The sequence below is a fragment of the Pseudoxanthomonas fibrivorans genome, from assembly GCF_041464125.1.
GTDB lineage: Bacteria > Pseudomonadota > Gammaproteobacteria > Xanthomonadales > Xanthomonadaceae > Pseudoxanthomonas.
In genome coordinates this window covers 2,584,442-2,604,652 of the sequence record NZ_JBGNUG010000001.1, presented here as the reverse complement: position 1 = coordinate 2,604,652, position 20,211 = coordinate 2,584,442, and the positions used below count along the sequence as shown (strand labels likewise).

Here is a 20,211-nt window from a genome sequence, read left to right as displayed (position 1 = left end):
CGCACGGCGTGATCGCCGGGCACCTGCCCGCACGCGGCGCCTGCTCAGGCGCCCGCGGTCTCCGCGATCGCGCGGTAGGCGAAGTCGCGCAGCCGCACCGCGCCGCCGCCGGTGCCGTACAGCGCGACCCTCAGGCTGAGGAAGCCGCCGAACACGTTGTGGTGCATGCCCGACACCTCCATGCGCGTGCCGTGCAGGGTCCAGCTGCGGCCGCCGTCGTGCGAATACTCCCAGGTCACCACGTTCGCATCGTTGGTCATGCGCACGCGCACCTGCCTGGTCGCGCGCGGCTGGCGCGCCCAGGCCAGTTCCTCGGCGTACTGGAAGGTCTTGACCGTGTCGGCGGTGAACCCCAGGCCGACGAACGCCTTCGGGTTGTAGTACAGCAGCAGCCCGCCTTCGGCACCGGGTTCGAGCTCGATCGTGACCTCGGCCTGGTAGGCGCGGTCGCCGACGATGCACGCCAGCGGCGCGCTGTCGGCCGGCGAGCGGCCGGCCGGGGCCAGCACCAGGGTGTCGCCCTCCCAGCGCACGCGCTGCATCTCCTCCGGGCGCGGCTGGTGGAAGGACCACTGCACGCCGAAGCGTTCGCGCGACAGCGGACCGGACAGCGCATGGCCGTTCGGCCCGGGCGTCGCGCCGCGCGGCTTGGGCAGCGGCCGCGACAGGTCGCCGCCGAGCGCGCGGAACCAGCCGTCGCCGGTCCACTCGACCGGTTCGAGCAGGGTCTGCCGGCCGAGCGTGCGGAAGCCGTTCTCGTAGCCGTGGTAGACCATCCACCAGTCGCCCGCCGGGCCTTCCACCAGCGTGGCGTGGCCGCGCGACCACCACGGCTCGTGCGCCGACAGCGTGCGCACCAGCGGATTGCGCGGGCAGTGCTCCCACGGCCCGTGCACCGAGCGCGAGCGCGCGGCGATCACCATGTGCCCGGTCGCCGGCCCGGCGGTGCCGCCGACCGCGGTGACCAGGTACAGCCAGCCGTCGCGCCAGAGCAGCTTGGGGCCCTCGGGCGCGAAGTTCTCGGTGATCCAGTGGTCCGGGTAGCGCCACGGCCGGTAGGAATCCTCCAGCTCGCCAGCGGTGGCCAGGCCGTCGTCGGCGAGCCGGATCTTGCGGATGCCGTTGACGAACAGGTAGCGGCGGCCATCCTCGCCGACCACGTGGCCGGGGTCGATGCAGCCGGAAATCCCCAGGTCCACCGGCGCGCTCCACGGCCCGCGGATGTCGTCGGCCCAGATCGCGTAGATCGACCAGCCCTGGCCCGTTGGATTGGCCGGGATGTAGATGAAGTAGCGGCCTTCGTGCTTGCACAGGTCCACGGCCCAGATATCGCCGAGGTTCTGCTGCAGCGCCGGGCCGACCGGGGTCCAGTTGACCAGGTCCTTGGAATGCCAGACCACCAGCCCCGGGTAGGCCAGGAACGACGAGAACGTCATGTAGTAGTCGTCGCCATCCTTGAGGATGGTCGGGTCCGGGTGGTCACCGGCGACGATGGGATTCAGATAGGTGCCGTCGCCGAGGTCGGCCTTGCGCTGGCCCTCGACGCCCGGGACCCGCGCCGGCGGGGCGGACGGTGGCGTGGCGCCGGTGGCGAACGCGGGCAGCGGCAGCGCCACCGCGCCGGCGGCCATGGCCTTGAAAAGATCCCTGCGAGTGGTCATCGGCGTGTCCTGCGGCGGTCGCCCGATTCTGGCCGGCGACGGTGGCGGCATGCCAGCCATGCGCGGATGGCATGCCTGCATGGCTGCGTGGCGCGGCCGCGTTCCATGCGTGCGCCGGCTGTGCCGGCGTCCGCGCCGCAGGTGGGCGGCGCGCATCCGCGGACGCTGCATGGGCGCGGCTTGGGGACGCGGCAGGCGTGCCGTTCCGTGGCGGCACGCCGCGCTACCATCCACGCATGAACGGCAACGCGCCCGTCCCTCCTCACGGCCGCCTGCGTGCCGGCGCGATGCACCTGCTGCGCGTGGCCGGGCATCCGCTGCTGCTGGGCGGCGCGCTCGCGCTGTGGCTCGCGCTGGGGCGCGGCGACCTGGCGCTGCTGGCCACGCTGGCGGCCATGCTGCTTCTGATGGAGCTGCTCGAACGGATCGTGCCGGCATGGCCGGAATGGCGGCTGGGCGCGGTCGCCAAGCTGCGCCTGCTGGGCGTGTACCTGTTCGGCCTGGTGGTCTCCACCGCGCTGCTGGCCGGCTACGACGCGCTGCTGCCGGCGGCACTGGAACCGCTGCGCGCGCGGGCCGGTGCGCTGCCGTGGCCGCGGTCCTGGCCGTGGCTGGCGCAGGCGCTGGTGCTCTACTTCGCCTCGGACTTCATCTACTACTGGGTGCACCGCGCGATCCACGGCTCGGCGCTGCTGTGGCGCCTGACCGGGCACGGCTTCCACCACGGCTTCCACCGGCCGCACGCGATCAACGCCGGCTCCAACCATCCGTTCGAACTGGTGCTGATCGTGCTGCCGCTGGTGCTGCTGGCCGCGCTGACCGGCGCGCCGGGCGAGGCGGTCGGCGCGGCGGGCCTGCTGCTGCTGGTCAATTCGATGCTCGCGCATTCGAACCTGGACCTGGCCACGCCGGGCTTCAGCCTGCTGTTCACCGCCAGCCACCAGCACCGCCGCCACCACTCGGCGGTGTTCGAGGAGAGCAACAGCAATTACGCCTGCGCGGCGATAGTCTGGGACCGGCTGTTCGGCACCTACAGCGAAGGCCCGGTGGCACAGACCGGCATCGGCGGGCCGCAGCCGCCGATCTGGCGGATGTACCTGCTGCCGTTCCGCGAACCGGACGGTGCCGATACCGTCGCCACGCGCGCCCGTGATGGAGACGGCCGCGCGTAGCAGGACGGCTCCCGGGCGAGCCCCGGCAGGCCGGCAAAAGCGAAGGGCCCGGTGCGAACCGGGCCCTTCGGGTGACGCGTGACGGGTGACGCGGGTGGCGCGGATCAGGCCGCCTTCTTCTTCTCGGCGATCCAGGTGTCCACGCGGCGCTCCAGCAGGTCCAGCGGCATCGCGCCGCCGCCGAGGATCACGTCGTGGAAGCCGCGGATGTCGAACTTGTCGCCCAGTTCGGTCTCGGCCTTCTTGCGCAGCTGCTGGATCTTGATCATGCCGATCTTGTAGGCGGTGGCCTGGCCGGGGTTGACCAGGTAGCGCTGGACCTCGGACTTGACCGCCGCCGCCGGCACCGAGCTGTTGGCGGTGAAGTACTCGATCGCCTGCTGCTCGGTCCAGCCCTTGGCGTGCAGGCCGGTGTCCACCACCAGGCGGATCGCGCGCCACATCTCCGACATCAGCCGGCCGTACTCGGCGTAGTCGGTCTTGTAGGTATCCGGGATCTCCTTGGCCAGCCATTCCGCGTACAGGCCCCAGCCTTCGGCGTAGGCGGTGGTGTTGTACTGGGTGCGGAACTTCGGGATGCCGGTCAGCTCCTGCGCGATCGCGATCTGCATGTGGTGGCCCGGCAGGCCCTCGTGGTACGCGATGACCTCCAGCTCGGTCTTCGGCATCGCGTTCATGTCCGACAGGTGCGCGTAGTACACGCCCGGACGCGAGCCATCGGGCGTGCTCGGGTAGTAGTGCTGGGCGGCGCCGGGCTGCTCGCGGAAGGCTTCCACGCGCTTGACCACCAGGTCGGCCTTCGGCATCAGGCCGAAGTACTGCGGCAGGTGGGTCTTGATGTTGGCGATGTCCGCGGTGGCCTGGTCGATGTAGGCCTGGCGGCCGGCGTCGGTGTTGGGATACACGCGGGCCGGGTCGTTGCGCACGTGCTCGAAGAACGCCTGCAGGTCGCCCTCCACCCCCATCTTCTTCTGCAGCGCCTCGAGCTCGCCGCGCAGGCGCGCCACCTCGGACAGGCCGAGCTGGTGGATCTCCTCGGCGGTCATCGCGGTGGTGGTGTTCTGCTTGAGCTGGTACTCGTAGTACGCCTTGCCGTTCGGATGGGTGGTACCCACGCCGGTGGCGTTGTCGGCGGCCTTGGGCAGCTCTTCCCCGGCGAACGCGATCACCTTCGCGTAGCCCGGGGCCACGTTCTCCAGCAGCGCCTTGCGCGCCAGTTCCTTCAGCTCGGCGGCGCGTTCGGCGGTGACCTTGCCGTCCTTGGCCAGCGCATCGGCCTTGGCCTGGGCATCGGCCCACAGCGCGCTGTCGGGGCCGTCGGTGAACGGCGCGCCGGTGACGACCTTCTTCGACTGGTCGATCACGCCCTCCCAGGCGAACTTCGGCGGACGGATGTTCTGGGCCGAGGACGCGCGGGTGCGCTCGAGCAGCTGGTCGAACGCCACCGGCACCTTCTGCAGGCGCGAGACGTAGGCCAGGTAGTCCTTCTCGTCGTCGACCTTGTGGAAGTTGATCAGGAAGGTCGGCACCAGGTTCTGCATGCCGCTCATCTGGTCGAACGGATAGCCGTCGAGCAGGAACGGCATGCCATCGCGCGCGTTCTCGTACTGGCGCTTCCACAGGTCCCAGGACACCTGCGTCTCCGGGTTCAGCCGGGCGTAGTCGAAGGTCGATTCCATTTCCTTGACCGAGGCTTCCAGCCACGCCAGCTGCTTGCGCACGCCGGCTTCGGACATGTCGTCGATCTGGTCGTTCAGTTCCTTGCGGCCGAGGAACGAGAGCTGGATCGGGCTGAACTGCAGCTGCTCCTCGTACTTGGTGTCGAACCAGGCATTGAGCCGTTCGGACTCGGCCTTGACCTGCTCGGCGGTCGGCGCGGCGGCGGTTTCGGTCGCGGCCGGGGTGGCGGCGTCGCCGGCGGGCTTGGAGCAGCCCGGCAGCAGCAGGGCCAGCGACAGGGCGACGGCGAGGGGGGTGAGGACGGACACTGGGCGCACGGTGGAACCTCGGGTGGAAGGACAGCCGATTCTGCGCCCAAGCGCGGCCCGTGGACCATGCGGGAGGTCATGCCCGGCGCCGCGGCCTTGACGCCCGCGTAAGCGGGCCCCGCCTAGCCTCGATCGCCCGGGCCGGCCGCCGGCCGGGCCCACCAGGAGAACGACATGTTCCTGCGCATCCTCAGTGGCGCGTTCCTGCTCGCACTGGCCGCCTCCGCCGCCGCGATCGACCCCAAGGACGTCCAGAGGGTCCTGCCCACCGGTTCCGGCACCGCCACGGCCGGCAAGACCGCCACGCCGGGCATTCCCGGGATGTCCGGCGTGCCGGGCCTCTCGCTGCCCGGCATGGGCGCCGACACCGCCAGCAATGCCGCCGGCGTGCTGCAGTACTGCGTGAAGCGCAAATACCTGGGCGGCGACGCGGTGTCTTCGGTCAGCAGCAGGCTGCTGGCCGGCAAGGGCCTGACCACCCCCGCCAAGGCGGACAGGGACGCCGGCTACCAGAGCGGGTTGAAGGGCGTCCTGCAGGGCAGCGACGGCACCTCGTTCAACTTCGACTCGGTGCCCGACAAGCTCAAGGACCAGGCCTGCGACCAGGTGCTGAAGCACGCCTCGTCGCTGGTCTGACCGCTGCTGCCCGCCGCGCGCGGCGCGGGAGCGATGCCGGCCATGGCGGGCGACTCGGGTACGATGCACGCCCCGCCATCGGTGCCCGACCCATGACCGACCAGGACAAGTCCGTCCCCGTGACCCAGGCCCAGGCCGAGGAGGCCGTGCGCACCCTGCTGCGCTGGGCCGGCGAGGATCCCTCGCGCGAAGGCCTGCTCGACACGCCCAAGCGCGTGGCCGAGGCCTACGGCGACTGGTTCAGCGGCTACCGCGAGGACCCGCGCGCCTACCTGGAGCGCACCTTCGAGGAGGTCGCCGGCTACGACGAGATGATCGTGCTGCGCGACATCGAGTACGAAAGCCACTGCGAGCACCACATGGCGCCGATCATCGGCCGCGTCCACGTGGGCTACCTGCCGGACGGCAAGGTGGTGGGCATCAGCAAGCTGGCGCGGGTGGTGGAGGCCTACGCGCGCCGCTTCCAGGTGCAGGAGAAGATGACCGCGCAGATCGCCCAGTGCATCCAGGACGTGCTGCACCCGCTGGGCGTGGGGATCGTGGTCGAGGGCGTGCACGAGTGCATGACCACCCGCGGCATCCACAAGCGCGGGGTGAGCATGGTGACCTCGAAGATGCTCGGCAGTTTCCGCGAGGACGCGCGCACCCGCGCCGAATTCCTGCGCTTCATCGAATCCGGGCGGCGCTGAGCCGCGCATGGCGGCGGCATGCCCCTGCGGCGGCGGTCGCGCCTACCCGCAGTGCTGCGGGCGCTGGCACGACGGCGAACCGGCGCCGGATGCCGAGGCGCTGATGCGCTCGCGCTACAGCGCCTACGTGCTCGGGCGCGGCGACTACCTGCTCGCCACCTGGCATCCGGATACGCGTCCAGCGGCCGGCGAGCTCGGCCTGGACGAGGCGCCCGGCGCGCGCACCGCCTGGCTCGGCCTCGAGGTGAAGTCGCACCGCGCCACCGGCGTGGACACCGCCGAGGTCGCGTTCGTCGCCCGTTTCCGCATCGGTGGCGGGCGCGCGCAGCGGCTGGTGGAGCGCAGCCGGTTCGATCGCATCGACGGCCGCTGGTACTACCGCGACGGCGACGCCGGCTGACCGCGCACCTGTTGACTTCCGGCAGGTCACGCCCGCCGCACGGCGACCTAGAGTGGCCGCAGTCCACCGCAAGGAAGTCCCGGCATGAAGCGCGACGACGCCTCTCCCGCGAGCGCCGCCCCACGCCCGCCGCGCCGGGCGTGGCGCCGACTGCTGCGCGGCCTGGGCTGGCTGGCGCTGGCGCTGCTGGTCCTGGCCGCGCCGACCCTGGCCTACCACGCCCGCTGGAGCTGGCCGCGCACCCCGCTGCCGGTGGTGGGGCCGGCTCAGGAACACCAGCGCGCGGCCCCGGGCATGGACCCGGCGATGGCGGCGCGGCTGATGGCGATCGTGCGCGACGGCCGCGCCGGTGCCGGCCTGCCGTCGCTGTCGGCGGCGGTGGCGCGCAGCGACGGGCTGGAGTGGGCCGGTGCGAGCGGCTGGGCCGACATCGGCCAGCGCCGGGCCGCGACCGTGGCCTCGCGCTACCGCACCGGCAGCATCGCCAAGCCGGTGACCGCGGTGGCGATGATGCGGCTGGTCGAGTCGGGCGCGCTCGACCTGGACGCGCCCGGCAGCGAGGCGGTCGCCGGCCTGCCACCGGCGCTGGCCCCGCTGACCGCGCGGCAGCTGGCCTCGCACACCGCCGGCGTGCGCCACTACTCGCCCGGGCCGTACTGGCTGTGGCCGGGCGCGTACGAATTCAATTCGCAGCGGCACTACGCCACCGTGGAGGACGGGCTCGCCGTGTTCGCCGGCGACCGCCTGCAGTTCGCGCCGGGCAGCGGCTTCCTCTATTCCACCTTCGGCTATTCGCTGCTGTCGCGGCTGCTGGAAGGCGCGTCCGGGCGTCCGTTCCCCGACCTGCTGGCCGAGCAGGTGTTCGTCCCGGCGGGGATGACCGGCACCGCCGTGGACACGCCCGGCGCGATGCCCGACCGGGTCGCGTTCTATGAAGGCGAGGCGGGTCGCTATACCGCCGCGCGTCCGGTCGATTCGAGCTTCCGCATCGCCGGCGGCGGCATGGTGTCCACGCCCGCCGACCTGGCGCGGCTGGGGATCGCGCTGCAGGACGGCCGGCTGCTCTCGCGCGCGGGCACGCAGGCGATGTGGACCGCGCAGCCGCTGGCGGACGGCCGTGCCAATCCGCAGGGCTACGCGCTCGGCTGGCGGGTCGGCGAATCGACGCGCCTGTCCGTCGCCGGCCGGCCGCTGCGCGTGGTCCACCACGGCGGGACCCAGACCGGCGCGTCCGCGTTCCTGCTGCTGGTGCCCGAACACGGGCTGGCGGTGGCGGTGATGGCGAACTCCCGCGCAGGCCGCGCCCAGGTGCAGGACACGGCCTCGGCGCTGGCGCGCGTGCTGCTGGAAACGCCCGTGGCCGGCGAGGTCGCCGCTCCCTGACGCCGGCGCACGCCGGCGTGAAACGCGGCGCGACACCGAGGCCTAGAATGCGCAGGCACGCCATGGAGACGGCCATGGGCCCCCACGCATCGACGAAAACGAAGATCCGCGCCGCGCTGGCGCTGTGCATGCTTGCGGCCGCCGCGCCGGCGCTGGCCCAGGACGCCGCGTTCGCGCGCTGCCTGGCCGCGATGCAGCCGCAGGCCGCCGCGCGCGGCATCGACCCGGCCACCTTCGAGCGCTACACCGCCGACCTGCAGCCGGACCCGACCGTGCTGCCGCTGCTCGATGCGCAGCCGGAGTTCACCACGCCGATCTGGGACTACCTGGCCGGGCTGGTCGACGACCAGCGCGTGGCCGATGGCCGGGCGATGCTGGCCACGCACCGCGACCTGCTGGCCCGCCTCCAGGGCGAGTACGGCGTCGATCCGGAAACGGTGGTGGCGGTGTGGGGCGTGGAGAGCGACTACGGCCGCGTCACCGGCAAGCGGCCGCTGCGCGTGTCGCTGGCCACGCTGGCCTGCGAGGGCCGGCGCCAGGACTTCTTCCGCGGCGAGTTCCTGGCCCTGCTTTCGCTGCTGCAGTCCGGCGACCTCGCCGATCCGGGCATCACCGGATCGTGGGCGGGTGCCTTCGGCCAGACCCAGTTCATCCCCACGACCTATGCGCGCATCGCGGTGGATGGCGACGGCGACGGCCGCCGCGACCTGGTCGGCAGCGTGCCCGACGCCCTGGCCTCCACCGCGAACTACCTGCTCCGCGCCGGCTGGAGCCGCGGCGAGCCCTGGGGCTACGAGGTGAAGATCCCGGCGGGCTTCGAGGCCGGCAAGGCCGGGCGCAGGGCGAAGCGGCCGCTGGCGGACTGGGTCGCCGCCGGCGTCACCCGCATCGACGGCGGCGCGATCGCGCCCTCGCAGGCGCCGGCGGCGCTGCTGCTGCCCGCCGGCGGGGATGGCCCGGCGTTCATCGCCTTCGGCAACTACGACGCGATCTACGCCTACAACGCCGCCGAGAGTTACGCGCTGGCGATCGCGACCCTGGCCGACCGCCTGCGCGGCGGCGCCGGCATCGCCACGCCATGGCCGGCCGACGATGCCGGCCTATCGCGTGCCCAGCGACGCGAGCTGCAGGCGCTGCTGCTCGCGCGCGGCCACGACATCGGCGCCGCCGACGGCATGGTCGGCAGCGCCACGCGCAGGGCGATCGCCGCCGAGCAGCAACGGCTGGGGTGGCAGCCGGTGGACGGTCGCGCCGGCCAGCGGATCCTCGCGGCGCTGGCCGGCGGCAGCGGACCGGCGCCGCTGCCGCCCAGTACCGCGTTCACCCTGCCCGCCGCATATCCTGCGCTGCTGCAATCGCCCTCACCCACTACCCGCAAGGCGCTGAAGAAGATGGACCACGTCGAAGGCCTGAGCCTGGGCACCTTCCAGGGACTGGATGCGTTGCTGGTCGACACGCCGCTGGCCAAGGCCGCGGTGTCGCTGTTCGGCGGCCAGGTGGTGTCGTATGCGCCGGCCGGACAGGCCGACGTCTTCTGGCTGTCGCCGCTGCGGGCCGACCTGCCGACGCCGATCCGCGGCGGCACGCCGGTGTGCTGGCCGTACTTCGGCCGCCAGGGCCAGACCAACGAGGTTCCGGCGCACGGCTTCGTCCGCACCCTGCCATGGCAGCTGCTTGCCGCCGGGCGCGAAGCCGACGGCACCGTGGTGCTGGAACTGGCGCCGCCGCTGCAGGATCTCGCGCTGGGGCTGCGCATGCAGCTGCGCATCGGCCGCACCCTGGAGCAGCGACTGGTCACGACGAACACCGGACGCGAGGTGGTGCGTTTCACCGAGGCGCTGCACAACTACTTCCGCGTCGCCGACGTGGCGCAGGTGCGGATCGAAGGCCTGGCCGGGCGGCCGTTCCTCGACAAGAACGACGGCGGCAACCGCCACGTGCAGGCCGGCGACTGGGACCTGCACGACCCGCGCGACCCGGGGCGCGCCGACCGGCTGTTCCCCGACGCGGGCGGCCGCTACCGGCTGGTCGACCCCGGCCTGCGCCGCCGCATCGACGTGCAGGCCAGCGACGGCCGCACCGCGATCGTGTGGAACCCGGGCGAAGCCGGGGCGGCGAAGATGGCCGACGTCGGCCCGCACTGGCGCCAGTTCGTGTGCCTGGAAACGGGCAACGCCGGCCCCGACGTGGTCGAACTGGCGCCCGGCGCGACCCACGCGCTGGTGCAGACGATCACGGTGTCGCCGCTGTAGCACGCACCCCCCGCGACTGCCGCTAGACTTCGCGCCTCCGGGTCGCGACGCGCGCAGTGGCACGCCACCGCGGCGCCCGCCCTCTCCAGGATCACACCGTGGACCCATCGCAGCATTCTCCCGGCGCGCGGCGCGCGGCGCTGGTCTTCATCTTCATCACCGTGCTGATCGACGTGCTGTCGTTCGGCGTGATCATCCCGGTGCTGCCGCACCTGGTCGAGGAGTTCACCGGCGGCGACGTGGCCAGCGCCGCGCGCTGGGTCGGCGTGTTCGGCATGGTCTTCGCTGCGGTGCAGTTCGTGTCGACGCCGGTGCAGGGCGCGCTGTCGGACCGCTACGGCCGGCGTCCGGTGATCCTGTTCTCCTGCCTGGGCCTAGGCCTGGACTTCGTGTTCATGGCCCTGGCGACCTCGCTGCCGATGCTGCTCGTCGGCCGGATCATCTCGGGCATCGCGTCCGCCAGCTTCACCACCGCCAATGCCTACATCGCCGACGTCACCGCGCCGGAGAAGCGCGCGAAGAGCTTCGGCATGATCGGCGCGGCGTTCGGCCTGGGCTTCGTCATCGGGCCGCTGGTCGGCGGCTGGCTGGGCGGGATCGACCTGCGCCTGCCGTTCTGGTTCGCCGCGGGACTGGCGCTGCTGAACTTCCTCTACGGCTGGTTCGTGCTGCCCGAGTCGCTGCCGCCGGAGCGGCGCGCGCCGCGCTTCGACGCCTCGCACGCCAACCCGTTCGGCGCCCTGGCGCTGTTGCGCAGTTATCCGCAGGTGTTCGGGCTGGCCGCGGTGGTGTTCCTTGCGAACCTGGCGCACTACGTCTATCCGAGCATCTTCGTGCTGTTCGCCGACTACCGCTACCAGTGGGGCCCGCGCGAGGTGAGCTGGGTGCTGGCGCTGGTGGGCGTGATGAGCATCGTGGTCAACGCCGGCCTGGTCGGGCGCACGGTCAAGGCGCTGGGCGAGCGCCGCACGCTGCTGCTCGGGCTCGGCTGCGGCGTGGTCGGTTTCACCATCTACGGGCTGGCCGGCAGCGGCTGGCTGTTCGTCGCCGGGCTGCCGGTGAGCGCGCTGTGGGCGCTCGCCGCGCCGGCGACGCAGGCGCTGATCACCCGCCAGGTCGGCGCGCAGGTGCAAGGCCGCATCCAGGGCGCGCTGATGAGCCTGACCAGCCTGGCCGGTATCGTCGGCCCGATGCTGTTCGCCAACGTGTTCGCGGTCTTCGTCGGCGCCCATGCGCCTGCGGACCTGCCCGGCGCGCCGTGGTTCGTGGCGGCGCTGCTGCTGGCCTGCGCCTGGGTCGTGGGCTGGCGCTACGCGAAAGCGGATGCGACGGGCGGGCAAGCCCGTCCCGCCGCATCCGCCAGTACCGACTGACGGGGCCGCCGCCCGTCCGGGCGCCTGCGGCCACTCGTCCTGGACGGCCAGGACGCGGCCGTGCCCAGTCGTTCTCGACCGCCAGGATGCGGCCGTGCCCAGCCGTTCTAGACGGCCAGGATGCGGCCGTGCTCAGTCGTTCTCGACGGCCAGGATGCGGCCGTCCTTGGCATCCACGCGCACTTCGACGTTCTTGCCGTCGTCGCGCTCGGCCTCGGCCTTCCACACACCGTCGTCGTAGTCGACGTCGTGCACCTTCGAATAGCCGGCCGCGGTGACCTTGGCCTTGACGTCCTCGGCGGTCAGGTTGGAGACCACGTCTTCGGCATAGACCTTGCCGGCGGAATCCACGCGCAGGTCGATGCGGTTGCCATCGGCGCTGGTCGCGTCGGTTTCCCACATGCCGTCTTCGAACTCGAGGTCGTCGATGCGGGTGTACCCCTGCTTGGTCAGCAGCTCGCGCACCTGGGGCTCGGTCAGGGCCTCGGCCTTGCGGTCGGCGGCGAACGAGGGCGCCGCGGCGATCGCGGCGAGCAGGGCGAACGGGAGGGCACGGATCATGTTCATCGAGGGCTCCTGTCTGGGGTCCGGGGCGCCCACCGTGCACGGGCCGGCTTCAGCGCGCGGTGAACGCCGTGGCGGTGCGCAGGCGAACGTTCAGCGGCGTGAACGGACAGGTAGGCGCGCATCGGAGCCGCTGCTACGCTGCCGCGCGATGGACGGAACCGCCAGCCGCATGCCCGCCGCGATCCACCGCCGTGCCCCTCCCGGACCGGGCGCCGCCGCGCACCTGCGCGCGGCCACCCGCGACGCGCACGCGGCGGTCGAAGCGCTGCCGCTGATGCTGGCATTGATGGGCGAGGCCGTGGACCGGTCGCTGTATGTCGAGGTGCTCCGGCGCCAGCTGCGCATCCACGCCTCCTGGGAGCAGGCCCACGCCGACTGGCTGGACACGCAGCCGTGGACCTACCGTCCGCGCGCGCCGGGCCTGCGTGCCGACCTCGCCCGGTTGCAGGCGGGCACCGGAGAGCGCTCCCCGGTCGAGGGCGGCGCGGCGCCGGTCGCCGGTGATGCCGCCGCGGCATGGGGAATGCTGTACGTGGTCGAAGGTGCCGCCCTGGGTGGCCGGCTGATCGCCCGCCACCTGCGCCGGCGCTGCCCCGAACTGGGCCTGGCGCTGGCCCATTTCGAACCGGCGGAGCCGGCCGAGGCCTGGCCCGGCTTCCAGGCGCTGCTCGAGCGGGAACTGGCCACGGGCGAGGCGCGCGACCGCGCCGTCGACGGCGCGCGGGCCATGTTCGGCCACTTCCACCACCACCTTGCCGCTCCCGGATACCGATCGAACGCATGACCACGCTGCCCGACCTCGACGCCTGCGCCCGCGAGCCGATCCACATCCCCGGCTCGATCCAGCCGCATGGCGTGCTGCTGGCGATCGACCCGGCCGACGGCCGCGTGCTCCAGGCCAGCGCCAACGCCGCCGGCGTGCTCGGCGATGGCGTGGGCAGCGTGGTGGGGGAAACGTTCCAGTCGCTGGTCGAGCCGGATGCCGGCCAGGCCCCGCTGCTGCGCGCCGTCGGCAGCGGGCACGTGCACGTGCCGTCGGCGCCATGCCGGATCGTCCGCACCGGCGACATCGGGTGGAACGCCGCGTGGCACCTGTATCCGCGCCGCTGGCTGCTGGAACTGGAGCCGGCACGCGGTGCCGCCGCGCCGGCGCTGGCCGATGCGCTGCATGCGCAGCGGCATATCGACCGCGCCGACAGCATCGCCCACGCCGCACGGCTCGCCGCGGCCGAAATCCGCGCCCTCACCGGCTACGACCGGGTGATGGTCTACCGCTTCGACGAGCAGTGGCATGGCGACGTGATCGCCGAGGTGCGGCGCACCGGCCTGGAGAGCTACCTGGGCCTGCACTACCCGGCCAGCGACATACCCGTGCAGGCGCGCGCGCTGTACCTGCGCATGCGCATCCGCCAGATCGTCGACGTCGGCTACACGCCCGTGCCGGTCGAACCGGTCCACGACCCCCGCGACGGCGAACCGCTGGACCTCAGCGACGTGGCCCTGCGCAGCGTGTCGCCCGTGCACTGCGAGTACCTGGCCAACATGGGCGTGGCCGCGACGCTGGTCGCATCGCTGGTGGTCAACGACCGGCTGTGGGGCCTGGTCGCCTGCCACCACTACCAGCCGCGCTTCATCGCCCACGCGCTGCGCGACGCCTGCGAGGGCGTGGGCCGGGCGCTGGCGGCCCGGATCGGCAGCCTGGAGGCGATCGAACGCCTGGCCGGCGAGGAAGCGCTGGCGACGGTCCGGGAGAAGCTCATCACCGCGTTCTCCGAAGCGGAAGCCTTCACGCCGGAGATCCTCGCCGACCTGGCGCCCGACCTCATCGAGGTCGTGGATGCCGATGGCGTGGCGGTGTTCCACGGCGACCGGGTCAGCCGCCATGGCATCCTGCCCGGCGATGGCGACCTGCGGCGGATCCGTGCGGCGCTGGAACAGAGCGGACACGCGCCGGAGACCGCCAGCGCCAGCGGCGTGTTGCACCTGGACGCGATCGGCGATGACTTCCCGGCGCTGGCGGACCTGGCTCCGGAGGCGGCCGGCGTGGTGTTCGTGCCGCTCGCGCCGCGCTCGCGCAGCGCGTTGTTGTGGACCCGGCGCGAGCAGGTGCGCACGGTGAACTGGGCCGGCAACCCGTCCCTGTCCAAGCTGGAGGACATCGCCGGCGCGCGGCTGTCGCCGCGCAGGAGCTTCGAGCTCTGGCAGGACACGGTGCGCGGCCGTTCGCGGGCGTGGTCGCCGCTGCACCTGGAGTCGGCGCGCAGCCTGCGCGTGCTGATCGAGCTGATGGAACGCAAGCGCGACCGCCAGGACCTGGCGCTGATGGAAGCCACGCTGACGCGCATGCGCCACGGGGTGGCGATCATCGAGCGCAGCGGCACCCCGCCGGTCAGCCGCCTCGCCTTCGCCAATCCCGCGTTCGCCCGCGCCAGCGGCGTGGGCATGAGCGCGGTCATCGGCCTCGAACTCGCGGACCTGGACCCGCTGCTGGCCGGCGCCATCACCGCCGCCGAACTGGAGCGGCGCCTGTCGGAACGCCGCGGCTTGAGCGAGGTGCTGGCCTTGCGCGACGAAGACGGCATCCAGCGCGAGTGGCTGTTCGAATTCGAGCCGCTGGAGGCCGGCGGCGACGACCACTGGTTGCTGCAGCTGCGCGAGCCGGGCCCGTAGCCGCCCGGCTCAGCGGGCCACGGGCAGCTCGATCCGGGTCTGGCCGATGGCGGTCCCCATCGCCCCCCAGCGGCGCTCCACCACCACCCCGGTGCCGTCGTGGCCGAGCGCGACCACCGTGCTGGCGCGCGTGCCGTACGCCTGGCCGCGGATGAAGGCCGACGAGAGCCAGCGCTCGCGCTCCAGGCCGATGCCGGTATCGGGCAGCCGCTCGTCCGGCCAGGCACGGTCGTCGGCGAGGGCGTCGAACAGCGGCTCGAACAGATCGTCGCCACCGGCGTCGATCCAGCGACCCAGCGCCACGCCCAATGCCTCGGCCTTGGGCCACGGCGTGTCGAGCTGGGCATTGGAGAGCACGTGGACGCCCGCGCCGGGAAGCGCCATGCGCACGCCCGGCGCGTTGCCGACCCAGGCGCAGTCCTGCGGGTCGAACAGCAGCAGGTTGAACGGACGATAGTCCGGGGCGGCGGCGAGCAGCGCATGCGCCCGCGTGGCCGCGCCTTCGTCGCCGCGCAGGTAGTCGCTGGCGAGCAATCCGCGCGAGAGCCCGTCCTGCGGCCGGCTGAAGTCGCGCACGTTGGTCACCAGCGCGCAGCGGCCGCGCCCGTCGACCCCCAGCCAGGTGCCGCCGGCCTCCAGGTCGCGGCCGGCGACGATGCCGGGGCCGTCGTCCCAGGGCGCCAGCGGCGCGGTCGGGCGCGCATGGAACTCGTCGCGGTTGCCGGCCAGCACCAGCCGCCAGCGCGGATGCGCGTCCCAGGCGAAGGCGACCACGCACATCGCGGCGGCGTCAGCCCGCGCGCAACTGCGCGCGCCGGCGCGCGGCGGCGACCCAGCGCGCGGCCACCGCCGGGGAGGTGATGCACACGGCCTCGTCGGTCACCGTCGTCACCGCGCGTTCCAGCAGCTGGATGTCGGCTTCGTGCTGGCGCGCCACGTGCGGGTCCTCGAAGAACACCGCGCGCTGGCAGCGGTGCTCCAGCACCAGGTCGGCGATCTGCGCGTCGCCACCCATCGGTCCGCTCAGGAAGCGGTGCACCCACGGCGTGTCCTGCGGCCAGCCGCGGCTCCAGGCCATCTCGTTCAGGCGCTGGCCGGTGGTGCCGGTGGCCACGCGCCGCTGGAAGCGCGACAGCACGTCGTAGTGTTCGGAGGCGAAGGCCAGCATCTGCGGCTTCATCGCATCGTGGGCGATCATCGCCAGGGTCTGCGATTCGAACGCGTGCAGCCGGTCGGCGCGCGGGTCGGGGGCGAGGCCGGCGTGGATGCGCTCGTTCTCGATCCAGTCGCGGGCGCTGGCCACGGTGGAGATGAAGGGCTTGCCGTGGATCACGCACTGGCGCTTGAGCGCGATCGCCTCGGGGAAGATCGAGGACGGATCGACCGGGTCGATCAGGTAGATCGCCCCATCCAGCGTGCGCGCGTCGCCTTCCATGCCCACCACCTCGGCGACGAGCTTCATCAGCCCGCCCTCGCGGCCGTAGGGGTAGCGCTTCAGCCCGGCGTGGCCGGCGAGCATGCCGGCCGCGGCGATCGCGTCGTGGGTGCGGCCGACCGCGTGCAGTTCCAGGCCCAGGTCGCGGATGCCGGATTCGCAGGCCCGCAGCCAGCGGAACAGCGCGGCGTCCTCGGTGGCGTGGTGCAGGCGGTTGGCGGCAAGGCCCAGGCGCATCGGCGCTCCGTGGAAGCAGGCGGGAGCGCCAGTCTAGCCGGCCACGGTGGTTACAGCAGCCACAGCTCCACGCGTTCGTTGCGTCGCCGCGCCTCCTCGCCGTCGCCGGCGGCCAGCGGCCGCAAGGAACCGAGGCCGCGGCTGCGCTGCACGGAAATGCCGTGCTCGACCAGGTAGGCCACGACGATGTCGGCGCGGTTGTTGCTGGTCATCGTGGCGAACAGGCGGTTGCCGCGGTCCTCGCTGGCGAAGCCGACAACGCTCAGGCTGCGGCCGCGGTTTTCCGGCCGCTTCATCCAGGCCACCACGCGTTCGAGCTGCTGCGCCGAGTAGCCGTCGTAGATGGTGGTGAGCGACTTCAGGTTGAAACGCAGCGCCAGCGGCAGCCGCACCGCCCCGTCCACCGCATGGCGGTACTCCTCCGGCAGCCGCTCGGCGTCGCCGGCCGCCGGCGCCGGTGCGGCGACGTCGAGCGCCACCAGTCCCTGCCGGCGCACCACGGCCTGCGCGCGCGGGGTGATCGTGTACATCGCGAAGCTGCGGCCGAGCGCGGACATCATCTGCCCGCCGTAGAGCGTGAACGGCCGCACCAGCGGGTAGTCGCGGCTGCGCACGCCGGCCGCATCCGGGGCGACGGCCACGCCGCCATCGGCCACCGCGACGGCGCGCACCCCGGCCGGCAGCGGCGTGGTCAGCTCCACCAGCGCCAGCGCCGAACGGTCGCGCGCCACCGCGGCCGCGGCCGCCCGCAGGTCCCGATGCCGCTGCAACGCCGGGATGCGCGGCCCCCGCCCGTCGGTGATCCGTTCGTGGATGAAATCCTCCAGGCCACCCTGCGCCGGGCCGAGCTGCAGCCGCACCGTGCCACCGTGGCCACCGAGCTGCGTCCACTCCCGCGCCTCGCCCGACAGCAGCGCGCGCAGCTGCGCGACGTCGATCCGCCGCAGCGGGTTGTCGCGATGCACGACCACCGCCGCGCCGTTGAGCGCGAGCACGTATTCCTGGTCGGGCGAGGCCAGGTCGCCGAGCTGCCAGGCCGCATCGCGTTCGCGCGCATCCGGCTGCCGGGCCAGCATCGCCAGCTCCGCATCGCCCCGTACCAGCGCGGCGAACCCCGGGGCGGAGCCCGGCTTGCCGATTTCCACCACCAGCGGCAGGCCGTCGCGCACGGCGTGGATCTCCAACTGTGCGGGCGAGCGCGGCACGCGCCGCACCTGCCGGTACTCCATCGATGCCAGCCAGTCCTCCACCAGCGCCGGCATCAGGCGCGCGCCGATCGAGTTGGAGCCGTGGATGCGCAGGCGCTCCACGTCGTCCTGCGCGCGTGCGGGCTGCACGCATGACGCCAGGACGAGCAGCGCGGACGCGATGCGGACGATCGGTGAAGCCATGCCATTCCCCTGTCACGAAGCCGGGGAAGTGTGGCGAGGGTCGATGACAGCGCGATGACCCCGCGCTGCCATGGGAACACCGGTGCCGGGCGCGGCGCGCCGGCCGGTTTCAGCGGACGAAGACGCCGCTGCGGCGCAGGTTGCGCGTGCGTGCCTGGGCCAGGAAGCTGATCGTGGCCAGCAGCGCGAACACCACCAGCGTGCGGGAATTGATCGGCATCATCCCGTTGGGCGCCTGCATGCCGAACAGCAGCGACAGGCCGGATACGCTGAAGTACGCGCCGGCGAACGCCGAGGAGAGGATCATCAGCCAGCTGCCCAGGTAGCGTCCGCCGAAAGCGCCCAGGCCGGCGCCGGCCAGCGCCAGCACGCTCAGCAGCCAGCTTCCGCCGATGCCGACCAGCGAAGTGAAGAACAACGCGACCACCAGGCCGAGGATCGCGCCGGCTGCGTACACCGTGATCGCCACGAACGAGTAGAGCAGCCCGCCCAGTGCGGCGCCGAGCACGATCGCGACCAGGCTCTGCGCCAGCGGACCCGGGCCGGTGGTCATCGAGCCGAGTACGGCCGAGACCACGCCGAAGCCGATGTAGAAACCTGCGAACGCCAGCACCACCCGGAACATCGATGCGCCGTACACGATCATCACCGTGCCGCAGGCGATGGCGACGACACCCCAGAAGAACGCGTAGTCCATCGCAACGCTCCCGGCCGGATCTGCGGCCGATGCTAGCAGCAAATGCCGGGCCATCCGCCGCACCGGTGCGCCTTCCGACAGGCGGCGTGGCCAACGCCGCCACGACGCGCCGGCGTGGCGTGCGCGACTCGGCGCGTGGCCGTCGTGGACAGGGCGACGAGGGCGTCGGCGCTGCGCGCCCCGGCCAACCGCGGTGCCGCGGCCCGGCGCCGGTTACTCCGCGGCGGCGGCATAAACACGCCGACCTGCGTGCCGCCGAAAGCGATCGGCCCGCGAAACCTGCACGCCTTCGGTCCCGGGCGAACGTGTGCACCCGTCGTCGCGGTCGGTGCGGCACCCCGTGTCCGCCAAGGCGGCGGGCCCGGCATTTCCTGGCCGGATCCGACCGCGTGCCGGCGGCGCTCAGCGCCGGCGCAGCACCTGGCGCACGATCACTCCGGCGACCAGTCCCCAGAACGCGGCACCGATGCCCAGCATGGCGATCCCCGAGGCGGTAACCAGGAACGTGACCATCGCCGCCTCGCGCTGGCCTTCCTCCGACAGCGCGGCGGCCAGGCTGCCGCCGAGCGTGCCGAGCAGGGCGATGCCGGCGATCGCCACCACCAGCGCGTGCGGAAACGCGGCGAACAGGCCGGCGACGGTCGCGCCGAACAGGCCGATCGCCAGGTAGAACACGCCGGCCCACACCGCCGCCTGCCAGCGTCGCGCCGGGTCGGGGTGCGCTTCCGGGCCCATGCAGATCGCCGCGGTGATCGCCGCCAGGTTCAGTGCGAAACCGCCGAACGGCGCCAGCAGCAGGTTGGCCACGCCGGTCCAGCCGATCGCCGGCGACACCGGTACCGCATAGCCGGAGGCGCGGATCACCGCGACCCCCGGCACGTTCTGCGAGGCCATGGTCACCACGAACAGCGGCAGGGCCACGCCGAGCACGCTGGCCAGGCTGAAGTGCGGCGTGGTCCAGACCGGTCGCGCCAGTTCCAGGCGCAGGTGCCCGGCGTGGAGCAACCCGCCGGCCGCGGCCACCGCGATACCCGCGAGCAGGGTCAGGATCACCGCATAACGCGGCCACAGCCGGCGTGCGAGCAGCCAGGTGCCGAGCATCGCCAGCACCAGCGCCGGCTCGGTGCCGATCGCGGCGAAGGCGTCGATGCCGAAGCGCAGCAGCACGCCGGCGAGCATGGCCGACGCCAGCGACAGCGGGATCCGCCCGAGCATGCGCTCGAACACGCCCGAGAAACCGGCGATGGTGATCAGCAGCGCCGACAGCAGGAAGCCGGCGACCGCCTCGGCCATCGGCACGCCGGCGGCGCTGGCCACCAGCATCGCCGCGCCGGGCGTGGACCAGGCGGTGACCACCGGCATCCTCCAGCGCAGCGACAGGCCGATGCAGGTCGCGCCCATGCCGATGCCCAGCGCCCACATCCACGAACTGGTCTGCGCCGGCGTGGCGCCCAGCGCCTGCGCGGCCTGGAACACGATCGCGGCCGAACTGGCGAAGCCGACCAGCACGGTGACGAAGCCTGCGGCGATCGTGGAGAGCGACGGGTCGGGTCCCGGCGGGGCGTTCGGCGTCGGAGTCATGGCCGGCATTGTCGCGCACGCATGCGACCGCGCCGAGCGTGCACCGCGTCCGTTGTATTCCGCGCACCACGCCAATGCC

17 protein-coding genes are annotated in these 20,211 nt (G+C 72.8%); 9 read left to right on the top strand and 8 right to left on the bottom strand.

The features are described from left to right. Window positions 1–44 precede the first annotated feature (44 nt). Window positions 45–1,661, bottom strand: a complete 1,617-nt coding sequence (locus ACA089_RS12015) for a family 43 glycosylhydrolase (protein WP_372017073.1) — start codon at window positions 1,659–1,661, stop codon at window positions 45–47. 236 nt (window positions 1,662–1,897) lie between these two features. Between ACA089_RS12015 and ACA089_RS12010 the strand changes: the two genes are divergently transcribed. Then, window positions 1,898–2,833 carry a sterol desaturase family protein gene (locus ACA089_RS12010; RefSeq protein WP_372017071.1) on the top strand — a complete coding sequence of 312 codons (936 nt, stop codon included), beginning with the start codon at window positions 1,898–1,900 and terminating at the stop codon, window positions 2,831–2,833. A 104-nt stretch (window positions 2,834–2,937) separates the two neighbouring features. On the opposite strand, the gene ACA089_RS12005 is transcribed toward ACA089_RS12010, so the two are convergent. After that, window positions 2,938–4,830: a DUF885 domain-containing protein gene (locus ACA089_RS12005; protein ID WP_372017069.1), complete on the bottom strand. Its 1,893-nt coding sequence runs from the start codon at window positions 4,828–4,830 to the stop codon at window positions 2,938–2,940. 165 nt (window positions 4,831–4,995) lie between these two features. Between ACA089_RS12005 and ACA089_RS12000 the strand changes: the two genes are divergently transcribed. The 6 genes from ACA089_RS12000 to ACA089_RS11975 all read left to right on the top strand — a co-directional run bounded on the left by ACA089_RS12000 (window position 4,996) and on the right by ACA089_RS11975 (window position 11,554). Beyond that, on the top strand, window positions 4,996–5,457 hold the full coding sequence (locus ACA089_RS12000) for a DUF2501 domain-containing protein (RefSeq protein ID WP_372017067.1): 462 nt from the start codon (window positions 4,996–4,998) through the stop codon (window positions 5,455–5,457). A gap of 92 nt (window positions 5,458–5,549) precedes the next feature. Beyond that, the gene (folE, locus tag ACA089_RS11995; protein ID WP_372017065.1) at window positions 5,550–6,146 is read left to right on the top strand and encodes a GTP cyclohydrolase I FolE; all 597 of its coding nucleotides are present in this window, start codon (window positions 5,550–5,552) and stop codon (window positions 6,144–6,146) included. A 7-nt stretch (window positions 6,147–6,153) separates the two neighbouring features. Next, complete coding sequence (locus tag ACA089_RS11990; RefSeq protein WP_372017063.1) at window positions 6,154–6,546, top strand: YchJ family protein; 393 nt, start codon at window positions 6,154–6,156, stop codon at window positions 6,544–6,546. 84 nt (window positions 6,547–6,630) lie between these two features. Further along, window positions 6,631–7,929, top strand: coding sequence for a serine hydrolase domain-containing protein (locus tag ACA089_RS11985; protein ID WP_372017062.1), 1,299 nt, complete (start codon window positions 6,631–6,633; stop codon window positions 7,927–7,929). Between the two features lie 74 nt (window positions 7,930–8,003). Continuing rightward, on the top strand, window positions 8,004–10,181 hold the full coding sequence (locus tag ACA089_RS11980; RefSeq protein WP_372017060.1) for a lytic murein transglycosylase: 2,178 nt from the start codon (window positions 8,004–8,006) through the stop codon (window positions 10,179–10,181). A 98-nt stretch (window positions 10,182–10,279) separates the two neighbouring features. Further along, complete coding sequence (locus ACA089_RS11975) at window positions 10,280–11,554, top strand: TCR/Tet family MFS transporter (protein ID WP_372017058.1); 1,275 nt, start codon at window positions 10,280–10,282, stop codon at window positions 11,552–11,554. A gap of 132 nt (window positions 11,555–11,686) precedes the next feature. Here ACA089_RS11975 and ACA089_RS11970 read toward each other — a convergent pair whose 3' ends face one another. Continuing rightward, window positions 11,687–12,121 carry a PepSY domain-containing protein gene (locus ACA089_RS11970; protein ID WP_372017056.1) on the bottom strand — a complete coding sequence of 145 codons (435 nt, stop codon included), beginning with the start codon at window positions 12,119–12,121 and terminating at the stop codon, window positions 11,687–11,689. 169 nt (window positions 12,122–12,290) lie between these two features. Here ACA089_RS11970 and ACA089_RS11965 point away from each other — a divergent pair, with 169 nt between their 5' ends. Next, entirely contained in the window at window positions 12,291–12,905 is a 615-nt protein-coding gene (locus tag ACA089_RS11965) for a biliverdin-producing heme oxygenase (protein ID WP_372017054.1), read from the top strand. Continuing rightward, window positions 12,902–14,791, top strand: coding sequence for a GAF domain-containing protein (locus tag ACA089_RS11960; protein ID WP_372017052.1), 1,890 nt, complete (start codon window positions 12,902–12,904; stop codon window positions 14,789–14,791). The genes ACA089_RS11965 and ACA089_RS11960 overlap by 4 nt, the downstream gene beginning before the upstream one ends. 9 nt (window positions 14,792–14,800) lie before the next feature. On the opposite strand, the gene ACA089_RS11955 is transcribed toward ACA089_RS11960, so the two are convergent. The 5 genes from ACA089_RS11955 to ACA089_RS11935 all read right to left on the bottom strand — a co-directional run bounded on the left by ACA089_RS11955 (window position 14,801) and on the right by ACA089_RS11935 (window position 20,141). Then, window positions 14,801–15,571 carry an NRDE family protein gene (locus tag ACA089_RS11955; RefSeq protein WP_372017050.1) on the bottom strand — a complete coding sequence of 257 codons (771 nt, stop codon included), beginning with the start codon at window positions 15,569–15,571 and terminating at the stop codon, window positions 14,801–14,803. Window positions 15,572–15,581: 10 nt separating this feature from the next. Continuing rightward, complete coding sequence (locus ACA089_RS11950) at window positions 15,582–16,463, bottom strand: methylglyoxal synthase (RefSeq protein WP_372017048.1); 882 nt, start codon at window positions 16,461–16,463, stop codon at window positions 15,582–15,584. A gap of 50 nt (window positions 16,464–16,513) precedes the next feature. Beyond that, entirely contained in the window at window positions 16,514–17,854 is a 1,341-nt protein-coding gene (locus tag ACA089_RS11945; RefSeq protein WP_372017046.1) for a substrate-binding domain-containing protein, read from the bottom strand. A 109-nt stretch (window positions 17,855–17,963) separates the two neighbouring features. Then, window positions 17,964–18,551: a TM7S3/TM198-like domain-containing protein gene (locus ACA089_RS11940; RefSeq protein WP_372017045.1), complete on the bottom strand. Its 588-nt coding sequence runs from the start codon at window positions 18,549–18,551 to the stop codon at window positions 17,964–17,966. A gap of 402 nt (window positions 18,552–18,953) precedes the next feature. Then, the gene (locus tag ACA089_RS11935; protein WP_372017043.1) at window positions 18,954–20,141 is read right to left on the bottom strand and encodes a benzoate/H(+) symporter BenE family transporter; all 1,188 of its coding nucleotides are present in this window, start codon (window positions 20,139–20,141) and stop codon (window positions 18,954–18,956) included. Window positions 20,142–20,211: the final 70 nt, after the last annotated feature.